The organism is Bacteroidota bacterium (genome assembly GCA_016718825.1).
Classification (GTDB): Bacteria; Bacteroidota; Bacteroidia; order J057; family JADKCL01; genus JADKCL01.
In genome coordinates this window covers 43,610-62,880 of sequence record JADKCL010000037.1, presented here as the reverse complement: position 1 = coordinate 62,880, position 19,271 = coordinate 43,610, and the positions used below count along the sequence as shown (strand labels likewise).

Sequence of the window (19,271 nt, the reverse complement as noted above, 5' to 3'; positions counted from 1 at the left end):
ATGAACCACTAATTCAGTATGATCAGACACCAGTTCCCCGCTTTGTTAGGAACATAATATTGGGACGCCATCGCCTATTCTCAATCCTGCCAGAGAGCTTTTGCCATCCACCTGACAGCTCCATAGTCATGAGGTGCTACGTGGTTCCTCTAGCAGGGCATTGATTTCCTTAATTTGCCTGTATTTATGTGTAAATCCTTCTGGGGGTTGTCATCAGTCATGATCAGCCATTTGAGCCTGCCACTTTTGCTGGGTACATAGTAAACATGTTGAGTACAAATTCCTCCGTCGCAATGTCTGCCAAAAATCGTCTATGCTAACAGACCATCGCGGGACACTGATTTGAGTTTTCTTTTCTTGTAATCCCCTGTCGACCGTATCCCAATAGACCGTTGTCTTATAGGCTTCATTGACTTTGGAAATCAAATGCGCTGAGCGTCTTGCCTTGTGAAGATACTACTACGAGAGACCGCAGTTCACCACCTTCATGCATATTCAAATGCTATCTCAACCATTCCAATTGTGTCCAATGCCGCATTTTGCATATATAACTTTGAACGCTCAGCCAAATGCTGTGACGTCAACTCATTTTCAAATCTGTATTGGATCGTGACTGCTAATCTGCCCACACTATCGGCTTCAAGCCAACTAAACTGGGTGAGGTTTCAAACTCATCCCAGCTCCTTCTTCCGCTGATATCACCCTTCGTCCCCACTTTCTTGATCCGTCTCAAATATTGACTACCATGCTGACTGGGTAATGTCCAATTACGAAAAGCCCCATGAATGGGCTCTGCCCCATTTGCTCGAAGAAAAGGCCGCCCGCGTTCAAAAATGACCTGAGCACTCCCCACCTCCCAACCCAACAAAAACATCAATCCCAGCCGCACCGCAGCCTGCCCCCATAAACGCCTTTTCAATATCGGTCTCAAGTAATGCATAACAAAAACGAATATGAATCAATAATCGGCTTTCCCGCCGAGGTTTTAAGTGCCAAGGCCAATGAAGTAAGTAGCCAAAGATATGAAGTCAATGGATCAAGATCCCAAACATCCCTTTAGGCATCCAACCTCTCCCAGACCCACCAATCCAAACCAAATTCAGTCATTTTTGTTACCAAAGCTCCTTTAGTTTAGATTGAAAACAAGTTTAAGAAAAGCAATCAAAAAAAGCAAAACCCAGCTTTCCAAACATTTATCCACATCCGCCCGATCAGGCATATTGTTGAAAACCCATGCCCCCCGACGAGCACTGGCACCTCATGCCATCTCAAAAGCCGCCACCACCTGCACCTTCCTCCAGCTCGGGCTGCGCCTGGCAGCAGCTCTGCCAGCAGGCCCGCGGCCTCGGCGACTCCCGCCCTGGGGTTATTGTGCAGGCCCAGAATCGACCGTGCGGGCGACCGCGTAGCCCTCCTGATGCACCTTCACCTTGGCCGGCGACCAGCCGCCGAGAGCTTCTTTTGCTCCGCGGCCGCGCTGCCAGCCGCGGCGTTGTTGCCGAGGCTGGCACGGTAGGTCTCGGCGGGGATCGCCGTGGGGGTGGGGTGGTGGATGGGCTTGTGCCGCGAGTCTATGTAGATCGTGTCATATTCCTGTTGCCCACGAAACGGGCTACCCACAAGCAGGTCCGCGACCTTCATCGCCACCCCCGACCGGAGCCTCTCAAACGAATTGCGCGGTAGGCGCCCGCCCTCTGTGATCTGCGCATGCGCGGTCCGGCTCGAAGTACTCATCTAGGTTGGCTGGGATGAACGGCACGCTGGTCGCCATGGCGACTTCGATCCCGAAAGTCGTGAAGTCGGTGGGTCGCGCTGCCAGGTAGATCAGGTACTCTGAGTCCGGAGCCTCAGTCCCATGACCCCGACCCCTAGGGGCTAGTCTCTTCACACATCTTTTGGCTGTCCAAAAAGTTGGTCTCAAGATGCTTAAAGTGCGGATAGGTCGCCTTGTCCAGCGGTTCCTTGTCAGGTAACTTGTGCTTCCAAAAGCTTATGATTTCACCCATCATGTCTTTGGAGGGAATTCTGCCAGACAAACGTCTGGTAAAAAGGGGGCTGCCATCCTTTCTCGGATGGCGGAACAGCAGACGGTTGTTGTCAACAGGCTGGGCTCCGACCGGGCTGAGATGATGGGTTACTATCGCTTTTTGCGGAACGAGCGCGTCGAACCTGGGTTGATTCTCGGTGCGATTCAGTCTCACTGTAAGCAGGCTTTGATGCCCAGGCACTACCTTTGCCTGCAAGACACGACCGAGCTCAACTACGCCCACAACAACGGACGGCGAGATCCTTTCGAGCTTGGGTTGGTGGGCAACGATGTCGATCATGGGCTTTTTGCCCACGTTTGCCTGATGGTCGATGCCGTGGAATTATGCGCGGTGGGGGTAGGCAATGTCGAATTATGGGGCCGTGACAACGACAACGGGCAACATGAGAAGGGCAAGAGTGGAGCTGGCAGGGACAAGGAATCCAAGCGTTGGGTCGACGGCCCAAACAAAGCGAAGGAGGTGTTGCCCGAGGGCGCCAAGTTGACCGTGGTCGGTGATAGGGAGATGGACAAGTTCGAGGTCATGGCGCAAGTCCCCGACCACCAGACCGACTTCCTGCTACGATCGAACCACAACAGGTTGCTTGCCAACAGCCAAAAACTTTACGACTTCTTCGCCACATTTGAGCATGCCGGGCTGAGGCGGGTCCAACTCCCTGCCAGAAAGGGCCGGCCCGAGCGGGAGGCGTCGCTGGAGATCAGGTTCGGCAAGGTGGCTATTCCGCGCACATCCGGGGTGGCTGCCGACCTAGCAAAGGAGGTGGAGGTCCACTGGGTCGAGGCAAAGGAGACGGACCACACCGTCCCGAAAGGAGAAAAACGGGTGCATTGGCGGCTGTTGACCTCCCACAGTGTGGAAACCCTTGACGAGGCATTGCAAATGGTCGAATGGTACTCCGCCAGGTGGCAAATCGAGCAGTTATTCAGAACCCTCAAGTCCAAGGGGCTTGCCATCGAGGAAAGTCAGCTGGAAACCGCAAGGGCATTGAAAAATCTTGTGCTAATCGCATTGCAGACATCCTTACATATTATGCAACTTACTTATTCACGGTCAGGCGGTTCCGTGTATTCCGCCACCGCAATATTCCGCCACCGTACATTGCTGCTATTGGAATTACTAAACCGCAAATATGAAGGCAAAACCAAAAAGCAGCAGAACCCCTACACTTTGCACTCAATCCAATGGGCAAGGTGGGTCGTGGCACGCATGGGCGGTTGGGACGGTTACGAATCCGGGTCAAGGGCAGGGCCAATAACCATCCACCGCGGTCTAATAAAACTATACACAATGGAGGAAGCCATGGAAATCTTTGTTCCCGAAGATGTGTGAAGAGACTAGGGGGCTGGGGATACAGAACCTTGACTATGACTACGAGCTGGTCTCGGGAAATGTGCGCGAGGTGCGTTATCAGGACGGGTTCCGGGACTTCTTTGCGCACCGTTACAGCTATGATGCGGACAACCGCTTGACCAAGGTGCGGACCTCGCGGGACAAGCTGTTTTGGGACTTGGACGGGCGGTATTTTTATTACAAACACGGGCCGCTGGCGCGGCTTGAGGTCGGGCAGGACCATGTGCAGGGGCAGGATTACCTGCATAGCATCCATGGGTGGATCAAGGGGGTGAACATGCCGGGGGATTTCTCCGGGTTGAACGAGCCCGGGCGTGACGGGGATGTGACTGCCGGGGCCAACTTGGACCGCTGGGCGGCGCGGGATGCCTATTCCTACCACCTGGGCTTCTATGACGGGGACTATGATCCGATCGGGACGGTGAACATGGGAAGCACTGCGGCTGCGTGGACTGACATGGCCGCTGACATCCTGACACTGCCAAGCCAAGGTGCGGGGCTTTACAACGGGAACATCGCCTTGATGATCACTGACCTGAACTTCCCTGCGGGGATGAGCAGTTACAGCGGGGCAAGCTACAATGCGATGGCCTACCAATATGACCAACTCAACCGCATCAAGCAGTCGCGGTCGTATATCCGGGACTTCCTCGGCTGGGACCGGCTTGCGGGCAACACGGGCTACTTCGACACGGACTATGGCTATGACAGGAACGGCAACATCCTCTACATGCACCGCTGCCTCCCCTACTGGACGGGCACGGACTGGGAGGCTTGGGACATGGACATTCAGGAGTACCACTACAACCGCGAACCTGGCAGCGGCCATTTGCTGGACAACAAGTTGAAGGTGGTGCGGGACGGGATTTCCGGCACGTTGGTGGACATGGACATCGACGATCAGGCGGGTGGATTCGGGAATCCCGATGTTTTCAATTACCGCTATGACGCCATCGGGAACTTGGTTCGGGACAGCTCGGAGCATATCGACACGATCCTTTGGGACCTGCAGGGAAAGGTGCGGGCTGTGATCCGCGATACAGATGGCAGGAACCTTGGGATGCCGGATTTGTATTTCTGGTATGACGGCTTGGGACGCAGGATCCATAAGCAGGTTTTGATGCCCGTGGAGGATGCGGACCCCGATACGACGGATACTTGGTATGCGCTGGACCCGCAAGGGAATGTGATGGCGGTGTATGAGCAGACGCGGGCCACAGGGTGGAAGCATACGCGGGTGAAGGAGTTTCCGATCTATGGGGCCGATCGACTTGGAATGGTGACGGCGAACTTGCTGCTGCGAAGTGAGTTGATGAGCCTTGGGCCTGTGTTTGATCCGTCTTGGACGTACCGGGCGCTGGTGGTCGGAGAAGGTGATGTACGACAGCCCGAAGTGGAAGGACCCTGCCGATCCTGATCAATCGGAGCGGAATGAGGGGGAGTACGTGGTCTTGGTGAATAACACTGACCGACGGTTGCCTTTGAGTTATTTTTCCCTCGTGGAGCTTCTCTCTGGGGATACGGTGGTGCTGGACAGTGCGGATACTTGGAGCCGCAGCAGCGGTTGGTGGTGGCTTTTACGGATAGTGTGGAGCTTTTTGGTCGCCTGGCGATGCTGCCTGAAAACATGAGGCAGGACTCCAAGTTTTCAGTCCTGCGTGCACAGATGGACATGGCGCTGCCTGACAAGGGTGGACTTGTAGCGGTGTTGTATCAGGAGCCCGGTGGGGATTCGCTTGAAGTGGACCGGCTGGGTTATGGGGAATACTTTGGACTTGCGGCGGAAAATGACGAAGTTGTGGACAGTCTCATCGACTCTTTGGAGGTGAGGGGTTCTTTGACGTCTGTTTTGCGGAGGGGATTTTCTCTGGACCCAGTTGTCGTGGGTGGCGGGCCTGTGTATCATGGCGGTGGTGTGGTCGGGCAGTCTGACCCTGCGGTGGAGCCTTTGCCCTTGCCTGTTCCTGGAGTCGGGAGCTACCTGTTGTCGCGCGGGGGGAAGCGGTATGAGTTGAAGAATCATCTTGGCGACATCGTGGCCGTGGTCTCGGACTTGAAGTTGGGCATTGAGACGGGCTCCCCTGACTGGATTGTTGAGTACTACGAAGGGGATGTGGTACGGATGCAGGACTACTATCCTTTTGGGATGGAGATGCCTCAGCGGGGATATGTTAGCGAGGAGTATCGTTATGGGTACAATGGGAAGGAGAAGGACAATGAGTGGAATGGAATCGGGGCGATGCTCGACTATGGGTTCAGGGTTCATGATCCTAGGTTGGGGAGGTTTTTGAGTGTAGATCCATTGGCGCCAGATTATCCTGAGTTAACCACCTATCAATATGCATCCAATACCCCAGTTCAGGCAATTGATCTAGATGGATTAGAGGCATGGAACAAGACAAGGACATGGAATTCATCTGATATTCAAGGGTACAAAAAGAGTATCGATGGTCTTGTTCAGAGGTACCATGATGAAAACACACATTTTGATTGTGCAGATTTCGCTGTTTCGACAATACTAGAATATGCATATAGCCAAGGATTGGAAATTAGCCTTGTGACTGCAACAGGGCGAATTATAAGTTCTAGCGATTCAAAGTATGATATTTGTGATCCGAATGCGAAGGATCAGTTTTTTAACGATGTATTTAATTCAGTTAATGCGAATGCTCTTCGACGCAATGCGACGATAATTGATAGAAATAATGCGACCAAAGGTAATTTAATACTTGTAGATAATGACGAGGATGGAGTATACACGCATTCCGTCATTGTATTAGTTGGCTCCCAAGAGAACACCGAAGGAGGAGATTGGCTCGTAGGCGTTCAGGGGAATCAGCCAGCGTGTCCTCCCCAGCAGGGTGAGTACCAACATGATTATGGGGATATCTATGAGTGGAATGTATTGAGAGGTTTGCAACCAGCACCAAGAAAGGTAACTACACCATTGGATGAGACGAACTGTACTGACCATCAAAGTAAAACCGTTAAGAATCCTTTTCAGGAAGTAGAGAATGATCCTGAAAGATAAAGAATTTGTTTGATTTTGAATTGAAGCTATGAAAGGGCTAAAAATGGTATTAATTTCAATTATGATTGTTCAAATGTCGTTTGGAGCATGTCAATTGAATTCGGAAAAGAACAAGGATTCAAGAGCTGAATTGAAATTGAAACGTGTTCCAATGGGATCTCTAGCAAAGTTCGGTTTTACCAGAGACTACTTTCATTATGCGCCGATTGGCAGCCAATTTTGGGTTCCAACTCCCTCAAACTTTGATATTTCAGTTTCAACGAATGATTTATTCCTTTATAGAGACTCCTTTATTTTGAAAATAGATTTAATCGACCTAAATCTAGAAAAAAAGAAATTAATCGATTCTGAATATTTTGTTAATACCAACAAGACTGTTCTTCTTAATTTCTTGAATAAGAATCTAATTGTGGCCTTTATTGATTCTTACTCGGAAAGAAAACAACCCAAAATCGTTTTGAATAAATACAACTTAAGTTTAGAGTTTAGTGATAAAAGGGAATATTCATTCAATAATCCAATTGGAACCTATATTGATCGAGTACATCTGGATTCTTCATCAATTATTTTGCAAACTAGACAGCCGTATTACTATTTGATCAATTCTGATACCGAAATATTCTATGAGGGGATTTATTATTCAAAATCTAAGAACAATCTACTATTCAATCAAACAAGTAAACTAGTACGACTTATGCATGAGGATGAATGCATTCTAACAAATAATGAAAACCTATTGGGGAAGGAGAATAAGGTTGTTGTTATTGATTCTTCAATTTTTATGATATCCTATTCTAGGACAGAGAAAAGCACAACTATTTATAATTTGCGGGGTGAAGATCAATTGGAATCTGCCCTAACTATTCATAATCACTTTTCTCCTTTTCATTCCATAAAAATATTGGAGAATGGTTTTGCATGGTATAGTCAAGATACCCTTTATTATTGGTCAGCACAGCAAAACGATGGAAGTAACTGAACAATTAGGCTCCGTAATGGGATATTGGCCCTTCTCTTCCACAAGACGATAAATGCTTCAGATTCTAAACAGACAACTTCCATTATACTCCCCGCCTCCGCAATTTGTGATTACACCCCCTGTGGATATGGGGATTTTTAAAATAGAGTACCCAAGAAAACATAACCATACGCCAAACCCCATCTTGATTCCGCAATCCGTCGGTACGAGTTTGGTGATTATTCCGGCCAACCTGTACCACTCATTCCGGCGCAACCTGTACCACTTTTGGTAGTGTTTCAAGGAACATGACAAAGCTACAGGGTGTCTTTTGATTTCTTGTTCCTTAATGAGGGTCCTTTGGGTTCGATCCTTTGGGAGGTGGTGATCCTCGTCTGGCGGACAAGTTGCGATCCATGTTGGTTTCTCCGAGCATTGGATCTGCGAGGTACTCGTGCCAGTTGGACAAGGGGAGATGGGGAGGCGATGATGGTTGACCGCTTGGCGTACCGGTCTTCCAGCAGTTGGAGCAGCGCAGTCTGATTGGTCCAATGGTGCCAATCCGAGGGCGTCAATGATCCGCAAATGGAACTTATTGATTATTCCGACCATCGGATGCCACCGAGATGAGGGTGTTTTCTGCGCGGTCGATGAAGGAACAGTTCGAGACTGTTGCACAACCCCAAGCCAAAATCCCCACTTCCTCCATCAAATATTCTGAGGTGTTTTTTGCCTTTGGGAAGTCTGTTTATTTTCCAAATCCGGGCTCGGGAGGTGGCTCGGGTATCGATTTTTGCTCGAGAACTTGTTCGTATTCCGGTTTTCGGTACTAATTCAGCATGTTAGGTTAAGCTCCGTCAATAGCCTCGGTGCCCGTCTCAGGTTGTAACAAATCGCTTCTAGAATGTGTTGACCGTTTGTTCTTTCCAGGCCTCGGTATCGTGCTTTGCCTGTGCCGAACCATCGTTTTTGCCCTCCAAACGTTCGCTCGACAACCCATCGAACGGAGCTGATAAGCCTGTTTTTCTTCTTGTGGTATGTGCTCAACTCATGGTTTCGACTCGCTTTTTTCATTATCCCGTTGTATAACTGCTTGCTTCGCAAGTACTTGGAATTGGCCTCCGAGCAATATCCCTTGTCAGCATAAAGCGAAGTCTTGGGGGCAGGCTCAGCGCGCTCGATCAGCAACTCCAGGACTTGACCGTCATGGGTGTTGGCTGCTGTTGTTTCTACTGCAAGCACGATGCCGTTCATATCAGTAGCGTGGTGCTTTTTGTAGCCGTAATATAGCTTGCCGGCCTTTTTTGTCCACGCCGCCTCAATGTCCACACCCGGCTTGACCATCTTCTGCAGCTTGGCCCCGTCTTGTGACCCGTTATCTGACTCAACCGTCTCATTATCAGCAACAACTTCGTATTGCGCCTTGCCCTTTGGCTTCAGCGGGCTCTCTGTGATGGAAGCGTCCACGATCGTCCCGGTACGAACCAACAGCCCTTTTTCTTGCAATTGACGGTTCACTTCGTCCAAAAGGGTATGCCATACTTCCTGGGTGGACAGCATGGTTCGGAACCGGGACACGATGCTGTGGTCCGGTATGGAATCCTCCAGGGATAGGCCGCAGAACCGTGTAAAGGAAATCGAATCATTCACGTGGTCCTCCAATTCCCTGTCACTCAGACCATACCAAATTCCAAGTAAACTCATTTTGAAAAGCACGAGGCCAGCGTAGCAGGGATTGCCATCTAAGCGTTTCCCACGTGTGTCAAATTGATCAATGACCCTTTCGATACGCCCCCAGTCGATCATAGCATTGACGGCATCGAAAAAGCGTGTATTGATCTTGCGCTTGCTTAAAGCCAATTCTGCGAAGCTCATATTTCCTGTGTTTTTCTTCATGATGATGCCATGAAGTTCAAAATCAGATCCCTCCCAGTCAATGTGCGATATCTACAACTGTTTGTGGATTGTGGTCAGTACGGTGCAACAATCTCAGTTCGTCAGTGCGGCCAGCTGGCGTTTTTCCAGGTTGCGCTCCGAACCACAAGTGACCTGGTCGAGTCGCGCATTGAAGCGGAGTTTGCTGAGTTTCAGATAGAGTTTTGTCCGTTCGAGGCTGCGGTGCTGGGTCTCGGCTTCCGTGCGGAACATGGCTTTGTTCCCGTGTCTCGGAAACTTCTTGGACTCGACCGTAGGCATCTCTGCCCGCCACACGTACAGCAGCGTCACCCGTATCGTCAGCTCATTGGTCAGATCGGTCATGTTGGTCGCCTCAAAGCTGTGACGGTACGCAAAGAAGTCGCTAAGGCTACTGTCTAAACGCGTGTAGCAGCCCCAGAAGGTGCGGGCAAGGGCAAGGGTGTGAGAAACGGTGTGGGAATCGAGCAAGGGTGCGAAAAAAACGGTGTGGGATTCGAGCAAGCGTGTGAGTTCGAGTGTGAGTGAACAGGGCTTTGGCAGTGCCACGGTGCCCGTTCATCCAGAATACGACCACTTCGTCCAGAAACGGTGCGAGTTCTGGGCAAGGGCGTGCATTCAGTGTGAGTTTGAGTGCGCGTTTGGAAGAGGGTTGGTTGTGCGTCATGGCAAGGGCGAGAACGTAGTGTGAGGTTGTCCAGCTCCCGTTCGGAAACTTGCGCTTCAACTTTGGGATAGGTAGCAATCCAAGGGTCAGATTTTTTTGTAAGCGGCCCGCCAGGGCGGGCCGCAAACTTTGGGGGCGTTACTACACCCGAGGCTGCCGCCTCGGGCTACCAACAGTCGGCCCATTCTGGGCGACGGGTAATGTGCGGTTCGGTGCAGCAGGGCCGTTCGGAAATGGTGTGGTTCAGTGGGTGAGGCTGGGAAGGGGGCAAGACGGATTCGTAGGTACCGTTGTCGAGAACGGTGTGGGTTTGGGCATAGGGCAAGGAAAACGGCAAAGGGCAAGGGTGTGAGTTGAAGTGTGAGACTAGTGTGAGAGAACAGGGCTGTGGCAGTGCCACAGTGCCCATTCGGCCGGAATATGTACCGTTCGTCCAGAATACGACCACTTCGTCCTTCCAAACTGCCCGTTGGATAAATAGATGTGCCACTTCGTCCTTCCAGAGCGCCCGTTCGTACATTCTTGCTGCGCGGGGTTTTGGGATGTTGTATTATTGAAACATGTTGCCCGGAGTCTGCCAGGCGGGTCCGGAAACATCATGCTGTAATACTCTTGCTAACAACTGGCTGCCACCCGAAATAATGAGGGTGGTGCGTTCTTCCGCTTCGGGTGTTGTGCATCCAGAGTGACGGGCCAAACCTGGTTTGCCCATTTGCAAAATGACCTATCAAAAGGTAATGCTTTGACCACAATCATTGCGCCGTCTTGCGGTGCAAAGGAGAATATTTATTATGGTCAAAATGGGTTGATATACAGCGGAATAAGCCGATCAGGAGAGGTATGTCATTGCGGGAAAATTGGGGTGAAAAAAAATAAAAAATATTTTCGTTTTGATGTACCATAATTGAATTCTTGGCGTATAGATTTGCAAAGAATGAATTTGAAGAAATAAACTGTTGCTGTTGTTAATTCTGGCCACCAAGGCACAAAGACACCAAGTAATTTTAGCCACTAAGACACGAAGGCACGAAGAGAAATTAAATATATTATGGTTTAATTAGGAAAGGAGTAAAACATGTAAATCATTGCTGGCTGTAAACTTTGCACTTCCTCTTGTAACAGCCGTTAGCCGCTCCACGTCGGCGTGATGTGGGGCATAAAAAACCAAGTTTTTTGCCAATCGCCTTGTGTGATTCGAGCGGAATTGACGTGTGCGTATTGGTGTATTACTTTACCCATAAACAAAAATGACATGGGAAAGCAATTCGGTGTTGTTCATTTGAGCGGACAGTACGGTAACGTCCGCATGGTCATCGATGGAGGCAAGGGCCGCGCCCATTTGTCGGATGTTGTGACCAAGGATCGAATCATGACGGAGGAGGCTTTTGCCCCGACGCGTGAAAACATGTCGGAATTCACTGGCGCAGCTTTGGCCGCGAGTGCATTGCGCAAGTGCCTTGGAAACCAATCGACGGGATTTGGTGAGCGGTATTTGACTTCGCGTATGCAAGGGTTGATGCGCAGGATTGTGTCTCAAAGCAGTGGCATCGGTGGGGAACGTTCGGTCGAAATTGCAGCGAATGCAGCTATGGCCTACGATTTCGACCTGAACCGGGAAGAGCCGTTTGCGGGAAGGTTCAAGGCAGACTATGATCTGCTGCCGAATGTGGACCGCAATATGGTACAGCTGGATGTGCCTGTGTTTGACACGCGTCTTGACTTGGCGAAGCCGCAAGGCGCAACGCATTTTCGCGTCTACCTTGTTGCCGGCCTTCTTGCGGACTACCAGTTTGTGGGCGGCACGATTCCTTATCAACCCGTCAATGCCGCGCTGAATGGCTTGAAGGCATCGGACCAAACGGCGGTATTGCCGCTGCGTGGCCTGCTGGTTCCGACGAGCATTCAGCTGACTGCGACGATCGCGAACTCGCCGGTCGTGCCTGTGGACGTGAGCCTGGTCGTCGGGCTCGGCATTGAGTTTTACCGACAAATCGGCGGTACCAATACGCTGATGGGTTCGGGCAATGCCATGCGAATTGAGCGTTTGTTTTAAACGCTGAAGGATTGGTTTTTTGCCGCTTGGCTGGCGGCTGGGTCCCGTTACTGCAAGGTGGAGGGACTTTTGTGTCCAGAGTGAGTGTGGGGTGTGCGTGTGAGCAGGGTCGGAATCAGAATTTACAGGATTCGCAGAATTTCCGGAATTGTATCTTGGGTTGAATTCTGGGTGTGCTGTCTGGATCAGAATCTTTAGATCAGCGAAGCTAATTTACAGGATTCACAGAATTTTCAGGATTGGCTCTCGTTGATCATTGTGCATCACTTCATCACGGCAGATCTTTGATCGGCTGACTTCATCCATTGGATGGGTTTGATCACCTTTCATTCGATCTTCATGGCAGATCTTTGATCGGCTGAAATGTTCCATTGGATAGGTTTGATCACCTTTCATTCGATCATCCCGGCAGATCTTTGATCGGCTGACCTATTTGAATTAGTGTACCCAAATTCGATAGGAAGATTCCCTCATCCACCCGCCTTCAAAGCCGCCACCGTCAGCTTCACTGCCTCGGCATTGCTCGTCGGCGTGTAGTTGAAGCGCTTGCAAAATTTGCCGGAATCAAAGTAGTAGTCGCGGTCAAATTGGTACCGCATCTCATAGATTTCGCCGAGGATGGGGACAAAAATTCCCAGCATTTTCACGGCCCAGCTCGGGAGTACACTCACTTTGTCGGAGCCCCCCATTTCCGCTACGAAGAGCTTGACAAATTCGCGGGTGGTAATGCGGGCCGGATCGACGGGCAGGTTCCAAATTTGGTTGAAGGCATCGGGCGTCGTTCCGAGCATCGCGGTACCCCGGCCCAAATCCGGCGTGAAGCCTGTGGTATGAACGGCATCGGCGTTGCAAAGCCATTGCGCTTTTTTGCCTTTGGCGAGGTTGTCGTAGACCAAGTTCATCAACATGCTTTTGTCCTTGATCGGGCCGAAAAAGTCGGGGGCGCGGGCGATGATCGCTTCGAGTTTTCCTTTTTCGATGTTGTCGAGGACAATGCGGTCCACTTTGGTCCTGACTTCGCCCTTTTTGCTGCAGGGGCTGATGGGCGAAGTTTCCGTGATATGCTTGACGTTGTCGCCACCGATCGCATAGACATTGTCAAAGAAGACAAGCTTACTTTTGTGTTCGATGCAGGCAGCGACGACATTTTCCATGAGGGTCGGCCAAGTTTCCTGCCAAAGCTTGGTTTTGTAATCCAGGCCGATGGTGAGGTAGCAGACTTCGCTGCCGGCGACCGCTTTGGAGATGCCCTCTTTCGTCAGCAGATTCGCAGGAAGAAGGGTGTCGCTGGCATTGATCTTTTTGGGATTGCGGCTCACCAAACGGATGTCGGAGGTGAAATCCTTGAGTGATTTGGCCAATTCAACGCCGATTGCGCCGCCGGCGCCGAGGATGGTATGCATATTCTTGAAGTTGATTTTTGGGATTCTAGGGTGGTAACCAATCCCAATGACTTTTGTTTTGTCCTGCGTTGAACTGGACCCATCCCAATGGAATTCCCGGAATAGAAACGGGATCGAGTTAAAGCGGTAGCACCATTCCTATTCGCGCAACATGAAATCCCGCTTCGATCACACGCTTTTCAGCTTCGCTCCCCTCGATCAACAACGGATTGGTGTGATTGAAATGGATGAAATAAATCTTGTTACGCTCCGCCAACGGCAGCGTCGCAAACCTTTGCAAACTCTCACTGACAAACGGGTGCGGAATTTCCGCAATATTTCTTCCCGGCAATTCGGCGCCATCCACGAACGTCCCATCGAGCAAGGCATAATCTACCTCGGCAATCGCCTGCTCGATGTTCGTTTCCCATTTATCCCATTTGTCGATATCGGGGATAAAGAGGGCCTTTTTGTTTGGTCCTGCCACCTGAAAACCAACCGTTTCCGAATATTCGTCGCGGTGTGGAACAAGGATCGGCGAAACCGATAGGTTTTCACTAACGGCAATTGCTTGCCGGTCTTGAAGCTCCTTCAATTCAATGTTTTGCAAGCGAACGAGTTGGCTCCATGGCCCGTTGTTTTTCAGGAAGTCCGACATCCGAGGCATCGCGAAAACAGGAATTTTGTCGGCATTCATCGCTTCGCGCCCTAACTGCATGAGGCCCGCATAGTGCCCGATGTGTGCATGCGTCAAAAATATCCCATCAGGAATCTCCCGTGAAAACCCGGTACAAGCATGCAAGAAGCGCATCTGTGCTGCAATATCTGGCGTCGCCTCAAAAAGCCACTTCTTCTCAGCAACCGGATCGATGAGTCCCAAGGATACGATTTTGCGATTGGCGTCAGGATGTGTGAACAGTCGCTTGCAACATTCCTTGGCACAGCCGATTTGTGGTGAACCCGCATCTTGCACCGTTCCCAAGACGACAGGAGGGAGAATCAATCTTGGCCAGGAATCGGCAAAGACGTGGATTCGTTCTGCGGTGGACGGCAGCTTGCCAGAAAACACAGCATCAGGAAAAACATCAGCCTTGTTTGCAAATTTCCATATCTGGACGACTTTCATCTATTTGATTACCTAATGCGGTACATCACATCTGACCGCAACACGTACTTCGTGCCTGCGGTCACCGGACGACCTTCGTGCTTCAACTCATGGATAAAACAAAGCGCCATTCCGACTTGCGGCACAATCGTCAGGTCGTCAAAGGCCGTTTCGCCGCCTTCGCAGTCGCTGTTGAGGTAAACCATGAACGTGATGCGGCTTTCTTCGAATTCATTCCGCCTGAAACGGCCGTCGATATGGCGTTTGAATCGCTGCCCGGGATCGTATTTGTAAAACCTGAACTGTTCATTGAGCCCCACGGCGATGGCACCGTCGATTTCTTTCGGACAAAATGGAGCGAGTTTTTCCCAGTATTTTGTTGCCAAGGCAGCATCTTCATACAGAAGCCGCTCATTGTTGCGGAGGCCCTTCATCATTTTGGCACCCGAACGCAGGCTTACGGTCGCCTCTTCAAAGCCCATCCGTTCGCTGAAGAGGAGAAGGTCATCGCATTCACGTTCGGTGAGGAAATTGGCGATGGTCCAAATCGAGGGAGAATGCTGCACGACTTCCATGGCTGGCAATTTTGACCAAATATAATCCGATTTGGATTGCTCCTATTGGTGGCTGCTTGGAATGCGAACGGTTGCCAAAAATCCCTAACTTCCGCTTCGAATATGAAATCCGCCTTCGAATCCCATTTTTTCGCCCGCCCTGCGGTGGTTGTCAGGTCGCCGGGGCGCATCAACCTGATCGGGGAGCATACCGATTACAACGAAGGTTTTGTTTTTCCGGCGGCGATCGATTTGGCGATGACCATTGAAGTTGGGCCGGGACTGATTTCTACCGAGGTTTTTGCGGCGGATCTGAACGAGCAGTTTCTCATCAACTTTAATGGCGGAAACGGACCTGTGCCGTCGTGGGCAAAGTATGTCCTCGGCATGATCGTGGGTTTGGGGCCAAGGAATATTCCGCCGACGCAGATTGCCTTTGGCGGGGATATTCCCGTTGGGGCCGGATTGTCCTCCTCGGCGGCGCTTATGCGTTGGGATCGGACTGGCCTTGAATGAATTGCATGGGCTGGGTTTGGAGCGCGCAGAGATTGCAAGGATTGCGCAGCAGGCCGAGCATGAATACGCAGGCGTCAATTGCGGGTTGATGGACCAATATGCCTCGCTGTTTGGGCGGGCAGGCCATTTTTTGAAACTGGATTGCCGTGATCTTTCCTTCGAATATGTTCCTGCCGATCTGGGCGAATACTCCCTCGTTTTGTGCGACAGCCGCGTCAAACATTCCTTGGCCGAATCCGCTTACAATCAGCGCCGTGCGGAGTGTGCAGAAGGACTTCGGCTGATCCAACGCCAATTTCCGCAGGTGCAAAGCCTGCGCGATGCCGACCTGAACATGCTCAAAACAGTAGGCTGGGAAATGTCGCCCGAGGTGGCGCTGCGCTGCAAATACGTGATGGAGGAAAATGCCCGCGTTGGGTTTGTGGCGGAGGCTTTGCAAAAAGGCGAAATCAAGGCCGTCGGGGAATGTCTGTATGCCACGCATGCAGGTTTACAACATGATTATGCCGTCAGTTGCGCCGAATTGGACTTTTTGGTGGACCTCACGGGTTCCCTGGAGTACGTTGCAGGTGCAAGGTTGATGGGGGGCGGATTCGGCGGATGTACGTTGAATCTGGTGAACCACAACTACTTAACTGCATTCGAAGCGCATCTCAAAAATGGCTACGAACGCAATTTTGGCATCACCCCGCATTTTTATCCCGTGAAAATCAGCGACGGCGGAAGCATTCTCAAGCAATGAACTCATCCCATCATCTCCCCCATCGCCGCAAAAACCTGCTTTCCGGCGAATGGATTCTCGTTTCCCCGCAACGCGCAACGGCCTTGGCAGGGTCAGCAAGAGGTTGTCAGAAGCGAAAAACTGCCTTTGCATGACCCACATTGCTACCTCTGTCCGGGAAATCAACGCGCAGCAGGCGTGGAAAATCCACAATACGAGGATGTTTTTGTCTTTGCGAATGACTTCCCAGCATTGTTGGAGAATCCTGCAGAGAATCCACAAATCCCTGAAAATGAAGACCCTTTGTTTGTGCGCGAATTCGAATCGGGTATTTGCAAAGTGATCTGTTTCTCGCCGCGGCACGACTTGACCTTGGCGCAAATGGATGTTGCTGGAATCCGGAAAGTGGTCGATTGTTGGTGCGACTTGTTTGCCGAATTGGGGCAGCGGGAGGATATTCAGCACGTGCAAATCTTCGAAAACAAGGGTCAGGCCATGGGTTGCAGCAACCCGCATCCGCACGGGCAGGTATGGGCGCAAGCGCATGTCCCCGAGTTGCCGGCGCGCGAGCAGGCGCAGCAGCAGGCCCACTTCACGCAGCATGGACGCACCTTGTTGGCCGATTACCTCGCTGCCGAATTGCGTCATCAGGAAAGAGTGGTTTTGGAAAACGACCATTTTGCGGTCGTCGTGCCGTTTTGGGCAGCATGGCCTTTTGAGACGTTGATTTTGCCGAAGCGCAATGTCCAGGACCTTTTGGCGCTGACCGATGTGGAACGAACTGCCTTTGCAGATGTCATTCGAAGGATCACTTGCCGCTACGACAACCTGTTTCAATGCAGTTTCCCTTACTCAGCGGGCATTCACCAAGCGCCGACCGACGGCCTCGCCCACCCCGAATGGACGCTGCACATGCACTTTTATCCGCCGCTGTTGCGGTCTGCCACGGTCAAGAAATTTATGGTCGGCTACGAAATGTTGGCCGAACCGCAGCGTGACATTACGCCCGAGCAAGCGGCAGCACAATTGCGCAACGTTTCAGAAACCCCATCTTCGCAGCAATGAATCCAAATTCGAACTCAGCCTTTACCGGAGACCCTTCGGCCGCAGCACATTATGTTTGCAAACAAATCGCGGGTCCGATTCAAATTGATGGCGACATCTCCAAACCCGTCTGGCAATCAGCCAATTGGTCGCCGCGATTGGTGGACATGGTGACAGGGCTTCCGGGATTGTACGACACGCGCGTGGCGGCCTTGTGGGACGAAACCCATCTTTATTTTGCCTTTTGGGCCGAAGATCCCTTCGTCACCGCCCATCAAACGGAACGCGATTCGATCATTTTCCTCGAAAGCGACTTGGAAATCCTGATCGATGGCGGCGACAGCTATTATGAGTTGGAGGTGAATGCGCTCAATACCATTTACGAAGTCTTTTTCATCTGGAAGGACGCCTATCAGCGCGGCAGCCGCTGGGACATTCCCGAATTTGACGTGTTTCAGCCCCAAGCCCTGACTTTTGGCGGCGATTATGACCGTGTGGGCAGTTCGTTTTGGTATGGAAGGCATCCGAGGGGATTGCGTTGGGCCTTTCCCAATTGGGACTTGCCGGGCTTACAGACGGCGGTGAAAGTGGATGGCAAAATCAACGATCCCACCCACGTGGACAAAGGATGGAGCTTGGAAGTGGCAATTCCTTGGACGGGTCTTTCCCACCTCGCCAACGGGCGCTCCCTTCCACCCCAAAACGGCGACGAATGGCGGATTTTTATGGGCAGATTCCAGAAAATGACCCCTTCAGGGATCGAGGTCCATCCGCATCCGGCGTGGGCGATGAACAAACACGGGATTTACGACACGCATTTGCCGGAATGCTGGACCAAGGTGGAATTCCGGGAAAGCTAGACAATTGTCAACGAATGATTTCCGCTATTTGCAGACGTGGACGACGCTGCCGTCTTGCAATGTATCCATTCGGCAAAGCAAAGGTTGAAAGGCTTGCGACTTCTTGAGCGGGAATTTAAGCTTGTACACATTCTTCAATTCCAACGTATCGCCTTTTTCGTCCATCACCTTGAGGTCATAGCGGAAGCGGACCTTGGTGCCGACGGGCGCATGGTAATAGACGATCCACGCTGCATGTTCGGAGGTGCCAACACAACCATTGGAATAGGCTTTGCCGAGCGAATGCGGATTGGTGGTCGGGTGAATCAGCGAGCCGGGCCGCTGACCATTGATTTCGGGCTCCAGAAATGGAATTTGCGGCAATTGCGTGAGTTTGCCGTCGTCGCGGTGGGTGGCATAATACCGTTGACCATCGACGGGATTCATGTACAAGGGGTTTTTCTCAATGCGCACGATTGTTCCTTCGCCAATCGGCGTACGCAAGCTTGCCACACGGCCCGCCATTCCCAGAAATTTCTCTTCGTCCCTGCCCACACGCACCGGGAATACATATTTGGCCGTGTCACCTTCCATGATTCGCATTTTAAATTCAGGAATGTTGACGTCAATGGTGGTTTGGGCAAATAGCCGTAACAATTCAGCCGCTGCGCTGTCATTGGGCACAAAAAGCGTATCACCTTTGCGCAGCATCACCTCTTCCTTTTGGTCCTTGATGAATTGGCCTTTGGGCATGCGCAGGTCATAATCGTAGCTCTGCAGGGTGTCGATGATCCAAGGATTGTAACGCACCAACAGATGTTCCGTCAAGGCATACCCGACCAAGGAATCGTAAGCCAAGACAACGCTGTCCATGAACGGAAAATAATGCTTCATGCGAATGTCACGGTTCACGACAATCGCAAACAGCGGCGTATCCGTTTTCAGTGCTACTAATTCGGGGTTTGGGAGGGAATCAGCTTTGGAATTGCGGTTGGATGCCTTGTCTTTTTCGCAGCTTGACATCCACAAGGTCAAAACTCCGAAAATCGTTAAAAACAGGGCAAAATGGACTTTTTTCATTGGTGCAAA

The 19,271-nt window shown here is 51.2% G+C and carries 14 protein-coding genes and 1 pseudogene; 9 read left to right on the top strand and 6 right to left on the bottom strand.

Annotated elements, in window-relative coordinates; all coding sequences use genetic code 11:
- Positions 1 to 1,976: 1,976 nt before the first annotated feature.
- The 4 genes from IPN95_25575 to IPN95_25560 all read left to right on the top strand — a co-directional run bounded on the left by IPN95_25575 (position 1,977) and on the right by IPN95_25560 (position 7,408).
- Positions 1,977 to 3,377: an IS4 family transposase gene (locus IPN95_25575; GenBank protein MBK9452730.1), complete on the top strand. Its 1,401-nt coding sequence runs from the start codon at positions 1,977 to 1,979 to the stop codon at positions 3,375 to 3,377.
- Complete coding sequence (locus IPN95_25570) at positions 3,370 to 4,815, top strand: hypothetical protein (protein ID MBK9452729.1); 1,446 nt, start codon at positions 3,370 to 3,372, stop codon at positions 4,813 to 4,815. Before IPN95_25575 ends, IPN95_25570 begins: the two co-directional genes overlap by 8 nt.
- 195 nt (positions 4,816 to 5,010) lie before the next feature.
- Positions 5,011 to 6,429, top strand: coding sequence for an RHS repeat-associated core domain-containing protein (locus IPN95_25565; protein ID MBK9452728.1), 1,419 nt, complete (start codon positions 5,011 to 5,013; stop codon positions 6,427 to 6,429).
- Positions 6,430 to 6,457: 28 nt separating this feature from the next.
- Complete coding sequence (locus tag IPN95_25560) at positions 6,458 to 7,408, top strand: hypothetical protein (GenBank protein ID MBK9452727.1); 951 nt, start codon at positions 6,458 to 6,460, stop codon at positions 7,406 to 7,408.
- Positions 7,409 to 8,221: 813 nt separating this feature from the next.
- Here IPN95_25560 and IPN95_25555 read toward each other — a convergent pair.
- Both IPN95_25555 and IPN95_25550 read right to left on the bottom strand, forming a co-directional pair.
- Complete coding sequence (locus tag IPN95_25555) at positions 8,222 to 9,283, bottom strand: IS5 family transposase (GenBank protein MBK9452726.1); 1,062 nt, start codon at positions 9,281 to 9,283, stop codon at positions 8,222 to 8,224.
- A 93-nt stretch (positions 9,284 to 9,376) separates the two neighbouring features.
- Positions 9,377 to 9,805, bottom strand: a complete 429-nt coding sequence (locus IPN95_25550; protein MBK9452725.1) for a hypothetical protein — start codon at positions 9,803 to 9,805, stop codon at positions 9,377 to 9,379.
- Positions 9,806 to 11,220: 1,415 nt separating this feature from the next.
- On the opposite strand from IPN95_25550, the gene IPN95_25545 reads away from it, so the two are divergent.
- A complete protein-coding gene (locus tag IPN95_25545; GenBank protein MBK9452724.1) occupies positions 11,221 to 12,021 on the top strand; it encodes a hypothetical protein in 801 nt (266 codons plus the stop codon).
- A 470-nt stretch (positions 12,022 to 12,491) separates the two neighbouring features.
- On the opposite strand, the gene IPN95_25540 is transcribed toward IPN95_25545, so the two are convergent.
- From IPN95_25540 to IPN95_25530, 3 genes are all read right to left on the bottom strand, one after another.
- Positions 12,492 to 13,424 (bottom strand): NAD-dependent epimerase/dehydratase family protein, encoded by a 933-nt coding sequence (locus IPN95_25540; protein MBK9452723.1) that lies wholly within the window; start codon positions 13,422 to 13,424, stop codon positions 12,492 to 12,494.
- A gap of 118 nt (positions 13,425 to 13,542) precedes the next feature.
- Complete coding sequence (locus IPN95_25535) at positions 13,543 to 14,529, bottom strand: pyrroloquinoline quinone biosynthesis protein PqqB (protein MBK9452722.1); 987 nt, start codon at positions 14,527 to 14,529, stop codon at positions 13,543 to 13,545.
- A gap of 8 nt (positions 14,530 to 14,537) precedes the next feature.
- Positions 14,538 to 15,083: a 2OG-Fe(II) oxygenase gene (locus IPN95_25530; protein MBK9452721.1), complete on the bottom strand. Its 546-nt coding sequence runs from the start codon at positions 15,081 to 15,083 to the stop codon at positions 14,538 to 14,540.
- A gap of 102 nt (positions 15,084 to 15,185) precedes the next feature.
- Between IPN95_25530 and IPN95_25525 the strand changes: the two genes are divergently transcribed.
- The 4 genes and pseudogenes from IPN95_25525 (at position 15,186) to IPN95_25510 (ending at position 18,203) form a co-directional block, all read left to right on the top strand.
- Positions 15,186 to 15,578 carry a hypothetical protein gene (locus tag IPN95_25525; GenBank protein MBK9452720.1) on the top strand — a complete coding sequence of 131 codons (393 nt, stop codon included), beginning with the start codon at positions 15,186 to 15,188 and terminating at the stop codon, positions 15,576 to 15,578.
- Positions 15,571 to 16,320 (top strand): hypothetical protein, encoded by a 750-nt coding sequence (locus tag IPN95_25520; GenBank protein ID MBK9452719.1) that lies wholly within the window; start codon positions 15,571 to 15,573, stop codon positions 16,318 to 16,320. Before IPN95_25525 ends, IPN95_25520 begins: the two co-directional genes overlap by 8 nt.
- Positions 16,317 to 17,364 (top strand): annotated as a pseudogene (locus tag IPN95_25515) (UDP-glucose--hexose-1-phosphate uridylyltransferase). The gene IPN95_25520 and the pseudogene IPN95_25515 overlap by 4 nt, the downstream one beginning before the upstream one ends.
- Positions 17,361 to 18,203 carry a carbohydrate-binding family 9-like protein gene (locus IPN95_25510; GenBank protein MBK9452718.1) on the top strand — a complete coding sequence of 281 codons (843 nt, stop codon included), beginning with the start codon at positions 17,361 to 17,363 and terminating at the stop codon, positions 18,201 to 18,203. The pseudogene IPN95_25515 and the gene IPN95_25510 overlap by 4 nt, the downstream one beginning before the upstream one ends.
- Positions 18,204 to 18,227: 24 nt before the next feature.
- Here the strand turns inward: IPN95_25510 and IPN95_25505 are convergent, their stop codons facing one another.
- A complete protein-coding gene (locus IPN95_25505) occupies positions 18,228 to 19,262 on the bottom strand; it encodes a L,D-transpeptidase (GenBank protein MBK9452717.1) in 1,035 nt (344 codons plus the stop codon).
- Between the last annotated feature and the right edge of the window lie 9 nt (positions 19,263 to 19,271).

Excerpts from the sequence above, each read along its gene's own strand:
- IPN95_25570 (MBK9452729.1), top strand. The coding sequence starts at position 3,370 with ATGTGTGAAGAGACTAGGGGGCTGGGGATACAGAACCTTGACTATGAC.
- IPN95_25565 (MBK9452728.1), top strand. The coding sequence starts at position 5,011 with ATGCTGCCTGAAAACATGAGGCAGGACTCCAAGTTTTCAGTCCTGCGT.
- IPN95_25560 (MBK9452727.1), top strand. The coding sequence starts at position 6,458 with ATGAAAGGGCTAAAAATGGTATTAATTTCAATTATGATTGTTCAAATG.
- IPN95_25555 (MBK9452726.1), bottom strand. The coding sequence starts at position 9,283 with ATGAAGAAAAACACAGGAAATATGAGCTTCGCAGAATTGGCTTTAAGC.
- IPN95_25545 (MBK9452724.1), top strand. The coding sequence starts at position 11,221 with ATGGGAAAGCAATTCGGTGTTGTTCATTTGAGCGGACAGTACGGTAAC.
- IPN95_25540 (MBK9452723.1), bottom strand. The coding sequence starts at position 13,424 with ATGCATACCATCCTCGGCGCCGGCGGCGCAATCGGCGTTGAATTGGCC.
- IPN95_25535 (MBK9452722.1), bottom strand. The coding sequence starts at position 14,529 with ATGAAAGTCGTCCAGATATGGAAATTTGCAAACAAGGCTGATGTTTTT.
- IPN95_25530 (MBK9452721.1), bottom strand. The coding sequence starts at position 15,083 with ATGGAAGTCGTGCAGCATTCTCCCTCGATTTGGACCATCGCCAATTTC.
- IPN95_25525 (MBK9452720.1), top strand. The coding sequence starts at position 15,186 with ATGAAATCCGCCTTCGAATCCCATTTTTTCGCCCGCCCTGCGGTGGTT.
- IPN95_25510 (MBK9452718.1), top strand. The coding sequence starts at position 17,361 with ATGAATCCAAATTCGAACTCAGCCTTTACCGGAGACCCTTCGGCCGCA.
- IPN95_25505 (MBK9452717.1), bottom strand. The coding sequence starts at position 19,262 with ATGAAAAAAGTCCATTTTGCCCTGTTTTTAACGATTTTCGGAGTTTTG.